This is a genomic window from Rhodococcus ruber (genome assembly GCF_027270735.1).
Lineage (GTDB): Bacteria > Actinomycetota > Actinomycetes > Mycobacteriales > Mycobacteriaceae > Rhodococcoides > Rhodococcoides rubrum_A.
Window position 1 is genome coordinate 245,612 of the sequence record NZ_JAPWIJ010000001.1, and the last position, 12,832, is coordinate 258,443.

Below are 12,832 nucleotides of genomic sequence, written 5' to 3' on the forward strand. Positions count from 1 at the left end.
AAGTATTCGAACACACGTTCCCAGAGTTGCGATCAGATTGTCCTCGGAACAGCTAGTGTCCGACATCCGTCGAGATCGTCATCGCGACCTCGATGCCTCGGCCATCCGAGCCGATCGATGCCTGCCGAATCTCGGTAGATTCGGGGATCACACCCCCGAGACCAACTTGGTCGTACAGTGCCACGACGGCCGGGTTCATGGTTCCTGACGGGATGGCCTCCGCGTCGGCTGCAATCCATGAGGCGACGAGCTCGTTACGCGCCGGCAGCTCGCCTACGACTGTGTGAGTATCCCTCCAGTCGGCGAGCAGCTCCTTGGTCGGCCAGCACAGGATCAGCTCGGACTGCCCCTCATCGGTTATCGAGAACGAAGTCCACGGAGGTCCGATCGGCCCCAGACCGGCGGCCTGCAACTGCGCGAACAGCTCCATGAACGCAGAATCGGCGTCGTCATCCGACCTTCCCTGATCGTCGTCATCGACAGTCATAATCCGACCCACGAATGGTTGTGCAGCCCCGTGTCTTTCGACAACGGTCACCGGAACTGCCAGAGCTCGCAACTGAACTCCTGCTTCCTCGACAGCTCGATCCTCTCGCATCCCATCAGCAACTCGTCGCTCGTGGTGGACAGCAAGAATGTGATCAGCGGAACCGGTTGCGAGCGCCGCTGCCACAGCCGGAAGTGGGACCTCCGCATTTCGGAGTGCCCGAACAACTATTCCGGCCCGAACCTGCCGTTCATCGTAAAAGCGGTATCCGGACTGCTCGTCGGTTGCTGACGGCACCAAGACACCCTTTTCGTCGTAGTGCCGCAGCGCTTTCACGCTCAACCCGGTCACCGCCGCGAACTCGCCAATTTTCATCATGGTTCCACCATCCAACCTCCTGTAGCGGGAGGGTCAAGCCTCAGCTACCCGACGTAACAGTCTCGACAATCGATGCCTTCCATCGAACCCCGAATCCCTCAGGTATCGAACCCCTTTGGTGGTACTCCAGCGCACCGCTGTACGTCACACTGAACGCGCCGAGGTGGCGAGTCGGGATCAACTGCCGGCGTTGCGCGAGCAGACCCGCCCGATCCAGGACGCGGAGACTGCCCCGCGGTTTCGAGCGAAAGTCCAACCACAGGTATCTGTCCCACATCAGGCAGCCGTGCAGCGTGACATCACCGACCACCGCACCGTCACCCATCATCGTGGTGAAGCCGTCGTCGACGTGAGCTACCCACTCCGTTCTGCCATCGATATCAACGGCCTCGACTCGAGCCGGCACCTCGGTACACACCTTCGCGGGCAGTTCCATCTGCTCGGGTGACGCCCAGTACGTCGTAGGTGTGAACACCGCGCCTACGGCAGGCTCGTCAGGCCACGGTTCCATGTCCTCGAGCATCCACAGTTGCGACATATCAGGCGAAGTCGATCAGAACTGCGCCCGAGGCGCTCCCATCCCCGGGTCGATTTGGAACGGTCCGCTGGCCGACGGCGCAATCGGAAAATCGAAGATTGCCGTGGGGATGTACACGGTGGCACAGGAGTTCGGGATGTCCACCACCCCGGACAGGCGTCCTTCGATCGGGGCCGATCCCAGTAACAGATATGCCTGTTCGGGGCTGTAGCCGAACTTGGTGAGGTAGTCGATCGCGTGCATACATGCGTTCTGGTACGACAAGTCGGAGTCCAGATACTTCTGCTCACCGTCGACGGTCACCGAAATACCGGAGAAGGCAATCCATTCCGAGTACTGCGGTGCGGTGTTGCCCGGCATGAAGATCGCGTTCTCGCTCACCCCGTAGGTCTCCATGCCACCCTTGATCAGGTCGACGTGCAGGTCCATGAAGCCGCCCATTTCGATGGCTCCGCAGAACGTGATCTCTCCGTCTCCCTGCGAGAAGTGCAAGTCTCCGAACGACAACTTCGCCCCCGGCACGAACACCGGATAGAAGACGCGGGTGCCCTTGGTCAGGTTCTTGATGTCCTGATTTCCGCCGTTCTCACGGGGCGGTGCCGTGCGCGCGGCTTCACCTGCAACGCGGGAGAACTCGTCACCGCTCAGTGATCCCAGGATTGCCCCGTCGAGTTCGGGTGCCAAAGCCAGCGGCGGGACACGGTTGGGGTCGGTGGCGATCAGTGCACCTTCACGGGCGTTCCATTTCGCCAACAATTGCGCCGACGGCGCAGTCCCCATCAGGCCAGGGTGGGTGATACCGGTGTACTTCACGTGCGGGACGTGGCGAGACGTTGTGGTCTGCCCGGAAAAATCCCAGATCGCCTTGTACGCGTCGGGGAATCGATCGGTGAGGAACCCGCCGCCGTTCTGCTTGGCGAAGATGCCCGTGTAACCCCAGCCCTGACCGGCCAGCGGACCCGAATCCTCCTGCGGGATCGGACCGACGTCGAGAATATCGACGATCAACAGATCACCGGGCTCGGCTCCCTCGATGTGGAACGGCCCGGACAGCGTGTGCACGTTGTTGAGCGGCGCATTCAGGATGTCCTCGGCCGAATCGTCATTGTGGATTGCCCCGTCGAACCATTCGCGACAATGCGCTCGAAAAGACGTGCCGGGTTTGACCGTAACCGCCGCCGGGATATCGGGATGCCATCGGTTGTGGCCGACGATCTCCTGTTCGGTGAAACTCTTCGTCGAGTCGAGCGGAAACAGCAGTTCGGGCACGAGGCACCTCCGGTTGCGCGGATTCTCCTCCCTCGATCATTGCACCGTCGTGGAGTATCCGGCCCGATATGCCGTGTAAATCTTGTATGACGTTGCGCCGGAACGCGACTGATTCGGCACCTCGCGCTACTCTCGGATGCGTGCCCACCTACAGCTTCCGCTGCGCACAGCGTTGCGCCCCCGTCGAGCAGAGATTCACCATGGCCGACGTTCCCGGCGAGGTGTTGTGCCCGGAATGCGGCGAGGCAGCCGCACGACAGATCTCTTCTCCCGCCCTCGGCCGAGGAAACAGCGCTGCGATGAAGGCGCACGACGCCTCACGCGCTACCGCCGACACACCGACAGTGGTCTCCTCCATCCCAGCGACAGGTCGGGCCTCGAGCCCAACCACATCGAACCCGCTCCACCGCCGCCTGCCCCGCCCCTGACAGCTGCGTTTCTCTTCCGGGCCGACGGGGAAGTCCGACGGCATGCCCGAGCTACCCCCTCCCCCGTCCATCGCCGACGGCGCCGCCACCGACGATGTCGTCGCCTGGGTTGCCGAGCATCTGGGTGATCTGACGCGCGAGGGGCCGGATCGCATCACGGCGGGTGGCATCCGCGGCGGGCAGTCCGCTGCCGATACTGCCCTGGCCGGACTCGATATCACCGGCTACGCCCGCGACCGCAGCACCGTCCTCCCGGTGAATCGCCGCGGTGCCAGCCGCATGTCGCCGTACATTCGCCACGGACTGCTGACGCTACGAGAAGTCTGGGACGCGGTAGCCGACGCTCCTCCACGCGATCGTTCCCGCTATCGCGACGAACTGATGTGGCAGGAGTACGCCCGCCACCTCTACGCACGCACCGGATCGGATCTCGGCCGTTCGCTACGGCGTGAGCAGCCGCGACCGCTGGGCTGGACCGCGCACCCGTGGCCCGCGGAGATGAACTGCATGTCCTCTGTGGTGGGTGAATTGCACGACGACGGTTGGCTGGTCAACCAAACCCGCATGTGGCTCGCCTCCCAATGGGCAGTCCGCGCCGGAGCAACGTGGCGGGACGGCGAAGACGAGATGTTCGCCCACCTGCTCGACGGCTCTCGCGCCGCGAACCGCCTCGGCTGGCAGTGGACCGTCGGTACCGGAAGTGGGAAGGTCTACGGCTTCAGTCGATGGCAGGTGAACAAGCGCGCACCATCCCTGTGCCGCAACTGCGCGCTGAAAGACGCGTGCCCCATCGAGAATTGGCCCGACGACGATCTCGGACCGGCAGTCGACGGCCCCGATCTCAACAAGGCACCGGTACCCGCGGGCCCGGCACACATGGAAGGTGATGGTGCAGAACAGGTCTGGCTGACTGCCGAATCGCTCGGCACCGCAGACCCCGCCATGGCTGCGAATCCCGAGCGACCTGCCGTCTTCGTGTTCGACGAACCCCTGTTGCGAAAGCTTCGCCTCTCCGGGAAGCGACTGGTCTTTCTCGCCGAGACGCTCGGCGAGATCGCGTCGTCCCGCCCGTTGGAAGTGCGACGAGGCCGAGTGGCCGATGAGCTCTCCGGACGGTCGTTGGCCGCAACGTGGGCGCCCGTTCCCGGCTTTTCCCGCATCGCCGACGCCATCGCCCCGGTCGAGTTGCATCCGTGGCCCTGGCTGACGCGTCCCACCACATCCTCGGTCCGTTCGTTCAGCGCGTGGCGGCGCAGTCATTGATGCGCGCTACCGTGCTCGCACTTCGATCTGCCCCTCCTCACTGGTGGCGGAAACCGACTTCGGTGATCGCGGGTCGTCGATAACGTCGATCACGGCTTCGCCCTTCTCGGATGCTGCCTCGACGGCATAGGAATCGGCGGGTGGTAGCCCGATCGTGATGTCACCGATTACATTGCGCGCGTTCAGCGATTCCGGCGCAGTCCGCGATTCGACGGTGATCTCGCCGAAGGTCGTACTCACCTCGACAGCGGTCGCCGTGGCATCGCTGATCTTCACGTCCCCGAAACGCGTGTCGACGAGCAGGGTTCCCGCCGATCCACGGGCGAACACCGATCCCGATCCTGTCGAGATGTCCACGTCAGCATCGACGTCGGACAACACGACGTCGCCGTTTGCGCCGTCGACCGTAAGGGTCAGATCTGCCGGTATCTGCAATTCGACGTCGGCGTCGCATGATCCGTATTTGTCGTAGGAGCATTCCACCGCCACGGTCGATCCGTCCGGGGCGATATCGATCGTGGGGCTCTCTCCTCGGTAGATACCGTGAGCCCGAACATGCAGCGAGTCATCAGGGCTGGGCACGAAGGTCAGATGGGCGAACCCGGTCGTCACAGCCAAGTGCGAGCCCTCGATCACGTGGTCTACCGAGTAGTCGTAGTTCTGAGTCTTCGGAACCGAGAAGCCGAGCGCGATCGCGGCTGTCGTTCCGGCTCCGGCCAGACCGATCACCACCGCTGCAGTAGTTATAGCTACAACGTTGCGTAACAATGGTATTCGATTCATCGAATTGCTCCCAGGTATCGTAGTACGGCCATGACCCGGCGGTGATCAGCACTGTCACCGAGCAAACCGAGTTTGGCGAAGATGTTTCCGATGTGCTTTTCGACGGCCGCTTGACCGACGACAAGGGTGGCCGCGATGCCGGCATTGGACTTGCCTTCGGCCATGGCCGTCAACACGTCTCGCTCTCGCGGCGTCAACGAGTCCAGTGGATCCGATCGTGGCGCGCGCGCCAGGATCTGCTGCACCACTTCGGGATCGATGACCGTTCCGCCGTCGGCGACGGTTTGTACCGCGTCGGCAAATTCGTCGACGTCCGCGACGCGATCCTTGAGCAGATATCCGACGCCGTCCGTGCTCTGCCGAATCAGTTCGGCCGCATACCTCTCCTCGACGTACTGCGAAAGCACCAGTACGCCGACGTCGGGCCAACGCTCACGAATGACGAGGGCCGCGCGCAGTCCCTCGTCGAGAAATGTCGGAGGCATCCGTACATCGATGATGCAGACGTCGGGCAGAGGTTCGGTGGCCGACATCAGCGTCAGAAGCTGCGCCGCATCACCCACTTTGCCGATCACCTCTGCTCCGGTGTCGACCAACAGTCGCGCAACACCCTCGCGCAGCAGTACCGAGTCGTCGGCAATGATCACTCGCACGGGATGGTCACCTCCACTCGTGTCGGTCCACCGGACGGCGAGGTCAGCGTCAGGGTTCCGTCGATTCCAGTGAGCCTGTCGGCGAGTCCGGCCAATCCGCCTCCGGGTTCGAGATACGCACCGCCACAACCGTCGTCGATCACGGTCACTGCGATGGACGACTCGCCGCGGACGACATCCACTTGCACGTGGTTCGCGCTCGCGTGCTTGCCGACATTGGTCAAGGTCTCGGATACGACGAAGTACACCGTCGATTCTGCAGTTGCATTCAGACGCCGCTCACCGGTGAGAGCGGGGTCGATGTCGATGGTCACCGGAACCGTCGACAACGCCGCGACCGACGACAGTGCTGCGTCGAGTCCACGATCGGTCAGGATCGGTGGATGCAGTCCACGCGTCAGCGTCCGTATCTCACCGATTGCATTCTTGGCCTCACGATGTGCATCGTCGATCAGCCCTTTCAACACCACGTCGTCGGTAGCCGACGCGCGAGACTTGGCTTGCCCCAGAGACATTGCGACCGAGACCAACCGTTGCTGGGCACCGTCGTGCAGGTCTCGTTCGATGCGTCGCCGCTCGGCGTCGGCAGCATCGACGACGCGAGCGCGGCTCACGGTCAACTCGTCCACCCGCCTGCTCGACTCGGACTGACCGAGTAGCGCTGCTGCGCTCCACCAATCGAGCTTCGCGAGCAGAGTTGTCAGAGGAGGAACGCCGGCAACGAACACCGCCAGAGCCACTGCACCTACCAACGCGACCAACGGGAAGTCCACCCGTTCGGCGATCTCCAGTCCGGTGCCCTCGGGGTCGGTGACCAACCACGCGACCGGCGCCGCCGCCAGAATGGGAAGGGCGAGGAACAGCGCCGGAAGCAAGAACAGCAGCGCGGCCGAAATCGGGATGCGAGTAAACCAGTAGACCAACGACTTCCACAACCCGATGTCGCGCACGCACCACACCAGCTTCTGCCAGCTGGTGGGATAAACAATGACCGCAGGCTTGGTGATGTCGAGGCCACTGGTGACGCCGATGCCGGCCCGCGCCGCGATGTCCAGCCACCGAAGGATCACGATCGTGAACACGAAGACGAGCACACCACTGAGGGCGAACGGCAACGCGAACACCGCGAGCACGATCAGACCGACGACCAGCCAACCGCCGAGGCCGGCCAACGTTGTCGCCAGCAGCGAGGCCATGGCCAGCCACCACTGTTGCGAAATCCATGCTCTGAGCGGATTCAGGGGAATCGGTAAGGGCTGGTTCATGCGGATGAGCCTAAGTGGGCCGTTGGCTGGGCGTCCCCACTGTGAACCCACGAAACGAGGTAGGGCCAGCCCTACCCTGAGGACCGGGGTCGCCCCAGCTCAGGCGTCGAACACGCTGGTCTTCTCCCGAACTTGTCGGAGCTCGGTGATATCAAGGATGTAGGAGAACCGACAGAAGGGAATTCGCGTGTCCACCAGCTTCGATACTTGCCACGGCACACTCGTGATCCACGCGGTCGGCGGTGCGGAGTGCACGGAGCCGGACTGCGTGGATCTCGAGTACGTACGCCACTTCCTGGTGCTCGAGTGCGAAGAGGTCACCGGCGGCTGCCAGTGCACCGCACTCGTCGAACTCGCTCAGGCGTCATGACGTCGGACCACCGGCTGCTGGAGTTCGGTGACCCAGTTCTCCTGCGGCTGCGGCTCCGACACCAGGTAGAGCTCCCGGCAGACGCCCGAGAGCTCGTAGCCGTTGGTCTCGATCCACGCCATCAACTGCTCCCAGGATTCACCGATCGTGGCCATCGACCCGTGGTGCACGGTGGTCACCGCGAGCTCGACGGGCGGTAGCTCCCGAACCTCGAAGCCCTCACCGGCCACGACGTCAGGCCCCACCTCGAACGCGGCGTGCACGGTGATGCCCCTGCCGTCCCCGTCGTCGACGGCCTCGTACATGGCGATCGACGATGGGCCGAACTTCACGCCGTGCCCAGCGAGCGTTTGAGCGAGTCGGGCATACATCGGGCCGATGACCGGGCCGATGTTCTGTGGACCGAAACCGGCGGCGGTCTCGGTGACGGCAGCAATGCGAGTGGCCGGCAACGATGTGGTGTCCACGGTGATCATCGAAATCCCTTCGGTGTGGGAGAGCCGCGCATCGATGCGACGCAGCCGAGCGGCGTCGAGATCGAGTCGACGGGCGACGTCATCGCGTTTGGCCTGGAGCATTTCGCGTAGACGGCCGTCGCTGACCTCAGCGTGCACGATCTGCGTCACCTCGTCGAGCCGGAACCCGAGGTCCTTGAACATGAGAATGCGTCCCAGAACCTCGAACTGCGAGCCGTCGTACGAGCGGTATCCGGTGAACGGGTCCACCCGTGCAGGCGTCAACAAGCCGATCTCGTCGTAGTGCCGAAGCATGCGAACTTCAGACCCGGCCGATGGATGCGAACTCTCCGATGCTGAACATGACCCTGAAGACAATCCCCTCTCACACTGTGTGAGGGTCAAGCTTCGCGCACAATGCGCTCTCGCTCCAGCCAGAACAGCTGCCGATCGGCGCAGGAGCGGCCAGCGGTAGACAGATCGAGCAGTTCGTCGAAGATCGGGTGCAATCACCCGCGCTGAGCGCGGTCGAATGCACCCGATTCGAGGCGCTGAGACTCAGCGCGCGAACCTGATCCGATATCTGACCGTCGCTCCGTGGCGGTCGAGGAGCTCACCACCGGCCCCTTCGAGCGTCGCAACCGACGCACGATTATCGACCTCGCACACCGCCGTCAGTTCCGACAACCCAATCTCTGAGGCAACTTCGAGCATGTCGACGAGCGCTTGCGTGGCAACTCCGCGGCCACGGTCGGACGGTCGCACCCCATAGCCGAGGTGACCCAACCGCTCGATCTCCGCAGCGCTGCCGTGCCGCACAGCGATTCCGCCTACTACTCGGCGACCCTCCACCATCCAGCGATAGGTGCAGTCCGAGTCGCTCCGAATCCGATCGATCCAGTCCGAGAAGCCCTGAGCGGAATCGACATCATCGTCCTCGGTCAACCCGAAACCGTCCTCGTGCAAGCCCGGACCCCACTCGATACGACAGTCCAGCCAGGCGTCACGCAGATCGTGCGATGGGTGGACCAGTGCCATGCCGCCCGCTCGAAGAGCGCCGCTCATATCCTGCCTCCGTTTCGGATTACCGACGGCTACGGGAGGATGAGATCCACGTCCGAGGCCGAAATAGAGGTGCCATCAGCGGTACACGGTGAATTGGTTGTCCCACGACCTGGTCATGTGTCCGGCTGCCGTGGAGACCACCACCCGAGCCGGGTCGACACCTTCGGGCTGTGGGATGGTCCATCCGATCTCGCCGGTGTCGGCGTCGATGGAGTGCGTGCCCTGATAGTCGCCGAAGACGAAATTCTTGCCGTCGGTCAGTCCGCCGCGTACCCAGTACGCGTCCTCCCACGGCGTCACCCAACTCTCGGTGCCGTCGTCGATGTCGAGACCGGTGAGTGTCTTCGCTTCAGGATCGGCGACGATGACGACGCGGCCGACCACTGCAACCATGGCAGATTGGGTGCCGCTGAATTCCGAACGCACCATTGCGGGATTGCGCCACAGTTCCTCACCGGTATCAGGATCGTAGGCACCGTCGCCGAGAAACATCGGTAGCGGCCCCGTCGGAGCACTCGGGTACATCGAGGCACCGTATGACGGACGCGGAATCGCCCCGACCACCGAGCCGTCTGCTGCCAAGAGGTTCTGGGTGCCTACCGTTCCGGATTCGCTGCCGATACTGGACAGGAAGAGACCGTTGCCGACGCCCTGCAGCGAATCGCCCTCGAAGGTGAATCGCTCTGAGCCGCTGTCGAGATCGAAGACCCGATAGACGTACTGCGGTGTGCCGTCGCCCCGATACATCAGCATCACCGACCGTAGATCCGGCATCACGTACACCGAGGAGAAGTCGGCGGAACGCTCGAAGGTGCGGCGGAAGTCGGACTCGATCGCAGTCGGACTGCCCTTCGTCAGCACCGGCGTTCCGTCCAGATCGCCGGAAACGAACACGGTCTCGTCCACGATTCGTGCGCCGTTCACATCGAAATCCGTTCCGACGTCCGCAACCAGCGCCCCGTCGGACGTGTCGATGGACACGACGCGTCGATCACCCCAACACGCGAGCAACACTGATTCGAGCTCGGGCGCACATTGACTCACCCGCCCGATAGGCGTCTTCCACAGCGGCGCACCGGTGTCGGGGTTCACACCGATGAGGGTGACGGCTCCCACTTCCGCGCCACTCGAAGGATCTGCACTGGGGAGCGGGTACCCGGTGGCTCCGATCATCACGTCGTCGCCGCTGAGGAATCCGCCGTACCCGTAGTAGTGACCGAGACCGTAGGGCATCGACAGCAGCACATCGCCCCCGTTGTCGGAGAGGGTGCGCACGTCGGCGGTCCACGCCGGCTTCGGCGGGGTGTCGAGAGACGCCCCGACCACGGCCTGTTCGACGCCCGGCACGGGCGTGTCCGATCGGTTCGTCGCGATCTGCACTGCGATGAACGCCGCCCCCACGACCAGCGCCGAACCGAGTGCGATCAACTTCCAACGCTCGTTACGAGTGAGCTCCACCGGCAGACGGTAGCACCGGTTTCACGAAATTCCCGTCGGATAGTGCAAGGGCAATCCAGTCTCTCCGACACCGAGTTCGAGGATCGCCCATTGACGTGGGTCGATAGCCAAGAGGCCGTGGTTGGACACGATCAACGAGGTTCCTCGGAACGCAACCGACGCGGGGGTCGAGTACGGAATCGAGCGGGTCACGCGATCCACCAGGGTCGGTAGCTCGGCCACCATCGCCCCGTTGTTCGGGTCGACCACCTGGATCGAATTGATGAGCGGGTTCGAGATCGGCAGGTAGATGCGACCGCTCGTTCCGATGGCCAGACCGTCACCCTGCGCGACGACCGCCACGCGCTCCAACGGACCGGGTGAACCGGTGGAGTCGAGCGCAATTCGGTAGAGCACGCCACGGCCGATCGTGCCGATATCCGGGGTCAGCGACATGGTCACCACGAAGTTCAGCCGACCCGATGCATCGAACTGCATACCGTTGACACTGTATATCGACGCGAAATCTTGGTTCTGATACCAGATTTCGGCTGCCCCACCTCCCGCAGGTACCTTCCAGACGGTGGCCTGGTTCAGGTCGCTGACATACATGGTTCCGTCGGGGGCGAAAGTGCCCCAGTTCGGCCACGCGGGCCGGTCGACGGGCGACGGCTCACAAGCAGTGCTCACAGTCCCCGCACAGATCGGCAGATTCGCGAATGTCGCATAGACCGATTGCGTACCGGTCGCGGGGTCGATCCTCACGGCCCGTGCACCCGAGTAGTCGAGGGCGTACACCCGGCCGTCCCCGTCGAGGGTGATCCCGTTGACGCCGTGCTCGGCAGGTTCGTGATCCATCACGGAGTAGGTAGCGAGCAGTCGACCGTCAGAATTCCAATGCCACACGTCCGCAGGCGAATTCGGCCGATTCGATCCCGACCAGATGCTTCCGTCGTCAGGATCGATTGCCATCCCCTCGGGCTGCCCCGGCAGCGGAACCACGGCGATGTCTCTGGTCTGCCCGTATCCGAGGGGCTCTGGCGCGGGGGCAGGCTCGGCTACTGCCTCGGGTAGACCGGAGAAACAGATCGCGAGCATCGCCGCAACGAGAACCCAGGTTCGACGCTGCGTCATCGTGGAGTGATGGAACCGAGGAAGGACGTGGTCCAGACAGCCGAATTCGCAGATCCCGCTGGATCGTTCGTCGGAACCAGGCCGTTCAGCGTCACCTGTCCACCGGCCAGACCACGGCCGAGTTGCGGTGGCAGAGTGAAGCCACAGGACTGCTGGACGGTATCCGCTCCGACAGCCAGATCGGTACGACGACATTGCCCGGTAGAGGTTGCCGTGAGTGCGGGTGTGACGCCGAAGCTCGTGATACTCAGCGACGCGCCGAAATCCGGAGACGACGGGTTCTGATAGCAGATCGACGCGTTGGCGGCGACGTCCTCGGACGGCTCGGTCGATGCCGCTCCGGTGGCCGGGTCCACCGAGACGGAGTGGATCTCCGTAGTGCGCACTCCACCCGGGCATGCCGGGGTGGAACCGGTCGACATCGAATTGACCTCGCGTCCGACGCTGTACTTCACCGAGCCGGTCGGCTGCGGAGTTCCTGGTACGGGCTCGGCCACCGGAGCAGTTCCCTCGCCCAGTGTGTACAAAGTCCACAGCGAGCCGGTTCGACCGTCCGGCAACCGAAGCGGATTGGCGACCGAGTTGCTGGTCGCGACCCCGTCGGTGACCCCGGAGTCGTTGGGCTGCACTCGCAGAACACAATCGACGGCGCCGCGCCCCGGCGAGCCGATCATGAACTCGAGCCCGCAGGGACCGTTCATCGACAACCTGCCGAGACCAGGAGCGGTCAGCACCCCCCACTGGTCGAGAAACGCCTGGCCGTCGACCGTCGGGCCGTCGCACACGTAGATCGGTCCGACGTTCTGGGCGGTGGGATCGAGCAGGAAACCCGTCGACGGATCGTTGGTGAAGGTGTACATCCGCGCGTCGAGCCGCTCGACCACGGTCAGCGAGCGCGGGGATCCGAAGTAGTCGTTGCACGCGGAATTGTCGGCTTCGGTGGGTCGCTGCCCGCTGTCGACCGTGCGGTAGACACTGAAGCTACCGGGTCCGTTCTCGATCGAGCCGAGGATCGTGGCGGGGGCCGGTGCCGGGCCGGGCGCAGCGTTCGCCGCGATCGTCGGGCACACGGCCACGACCGCCGCCGTCACTACAGCAACCTGTACTCCACGACTCTTCACGACATATCCCCCGGAAAAATTCGGACCAGGCTTTGTGCCCGGTCTACGGCGACCCCAGCGGAGACGGTAGCGCAACAGGCGTTGAGAAACCAGCCCCATGATGCCCCACCGACACGATCGCGGGGCACTCCCCCAGAACTGTCCAACCAACCGTCGAGGAGCTGGCAATCGAAAGTTTGACGACCC

General features: G+C 63.7%; 14 protein-coding genes. 3 read left to right on the forward strand and 11 right to left on the reverse strand.

The window, feature by feature from the left end:
- Positions 1–52: 52 nt before the first annotated feature.
- The 3 genes from O4220_RS01185 to fmdA are packed head-to-tail and all read right to left on the reverse strand — an operon-like array spanning position 53 to position 2,672.
- Positions 53–865, reverse strand: coding sequence for a MerR family DNA-binding transcriptional regulator (locus O4220_RS01185; RefSeq protein ID WP_269601722.1), 813 nt, complete (start codon positions 863–865; stop codon positions 53–55).
- Between the two features lie 40 nt (positions 866–905).
- On the reverse strand, positions 906–1,403 hold the full coding sequence (locus O4220_RS01190; protein ID WP_269601723.1) for a hypothetical protein: 498 nt from the start codon (positions 1,401–1,403) through the stop codon (positions 906–908).
- A gap of 15 nt (positions 1,404–1,418) precedes the next feature.
- Entirely contained in the window at positions 1,419–2,672 is a 1,254-nt protein-coding gene (gene fmdA / locus O4220_RS01195) for a formamidase (RefSeq protein ID WP_269601724.1), read from the reverse strand.
- Positions 2,673–2,812: 140 nt separating this feature from the next.
- On the opposite strand from fmdA, the gene O4220_RS01200 reads away from it, so the two are divergent.
- Together O4220_RS01200 and O4220_RS01205 are read left to right on the forward strand one after the other, a co-directional pair.
- Complete coding sequence (locus tag O4220_RS01200) at positions 2,813–3,100, forward strand: FmdB family zinc ribbon protein (RefSeq protein WP_269601725.1); 288 nt, start codon at positions 2,813–2,815, stop codon at positions 3,098–3,100.
- A gap of 42 nt (positions 3,101–3,142) precedes the next feature.
- Complete coding sequence (locus O4220_RS01205; RefSeq protein ID WP_269601726.1) at positions 3,143–4,363, forward strand: FAD-binding domain-containing protein; 1,221 nt, start codon at positions 3,143–3,145, stop codon at positions 4,361–4,363.
- A gap of 6 nt (positions 4,364–4,369) precedes the next feature.
- On the opposite strand, the gene O4220_RS01210 is transcribed toward O4220_RS01205, so the two are convergent.
- Genes O4220_RS01210 through O4220_RS01220 form a run of 3 tightly spaced genes read right to left on the reverse strand, consistent with a single transcriptional unit; the run spans position 4,370 to position 7,064 of the window.
- Complete coding sequence (locus tag O4220_RS01210) at positions 4,370–5,146, reverse strand: DUF4097 family beta strand repeat-containing protein (RefSeq protein WP_269601727.1); 777 nt, start codon at positions 5,144–5,146, stop codon at positions 4,370–4,372.
- The gene (locus O4220_RS01215) at positions 5,143–5,799 is read right to left on the reverse strand and encodes a response regulator transcription factor (protein WP_032378872.1); all 657 of its coding nucleotides are present in this window, start codon (positions 5,797–5,799) and stop codon (positions 5,143–5,145) included. Before O4220_RS01215 ends, O4220_RS01210 begins: the two co-directional genes overlap by 4 nt.
- Complete coding sequence (locus O4220_RS01220) at positions 5,790–7,064, reverse strand: sensor histidine kinase (protein WP_269601728.1); 1,275 nt, start codon at positions 7,062–7,064, stop codon at positions 5,790–5,792. The genes O4220_RS01215 and O4220_RS01220 overlap by 10 nt, the downstream gene beginning before the upstream one ends.
- A 187-nt stretch (positions 7,065–7,251) precedes the next feature.
- Between O4220_RS01220 and O4220_RS01225 the strand changes: the two genes are divergently transcribed.
- The gene (locus O4220_RS01225) at positions 7,252–7,434 is read left to right on the forward strand and encodes a hypothetical protein (protein WP_230592311.1); all 183 of its coding nucleotides are present in this window, start codon (positions 7,252–7,254) and stop codon (positions 7,432–7,434) included.
- Here the strand turns inward: O4220_RS01225 and O4220_RS01230 are convergent.
- From O4220_RS01230 to O4220_RS01250, 5 genes are all read right to left on the reverse strand, one after another.
- On the reverse strand, positions 7,422–8,402 hold the full coding sequence (locus tag O4220_RS01230) for a MerR family transcriptional regulator (RefSeq protein WP_269601729.1): 981 nt from the start codon (positions 8,400–8,402) through the stop codon (positions 7,422–7,424). The two genes, O4220_RS01225 and O4220_RS01230, sit on opposite strands and share 13 nt — an antisense overlap.
- Before the next feature lie 45 nt (positions 8,403–8,447).
- Positions 8,448–8,954: a GNAT family N-acetyltransferase gene (locus O4220_RS01235; RefSeq protein WP_269601730.1), complete on the reverse strand. Its 507-nt coding sequence runs from the start codon at positions 8,952–8,954 to the stop codon at positions 8,448–8,450.
- Positions 8,955–9,029: 75 nt separating this feature from the next.
- Entirely contained in the window at positions 9,030–10,412 is a 1,383-nt protein-coding gene (locus tag O4220_RS01240) for a PQQ-binding-like beta-propeller repeat protein (protein WP_269601731.1), read from the reverse strand.
- Positions 10,413–10,433: 21 nt separating this feature from the next.
- Positions 10,434–11,525, reverse strand: a complete 1,092-nt coding sequence (locus tag O4220_RS01245) for an SMP-30/gluconolactonase/LRE family protein (RefSeq protein WP_269601732.1) — start codon at positions 11,523–11,525, stop codon at positions 10,434–10,436.
- Positions 11,522–12,646, reverse strand: coding sequence for a hypothetical protein (locus tag O4220_RS01250; protein WP_269601733.1), 1,125 nt, complete (start codon positions 12,644–12,646; stop codon positions 11,522–11,524). The genes O4220_RS01245 and O4220_RS01250 overlap by 4 nt, the downstream gene beginning before the upstream one ends.
- Positions 12,647–12,832: the final 186 nt, after the last annotated feature.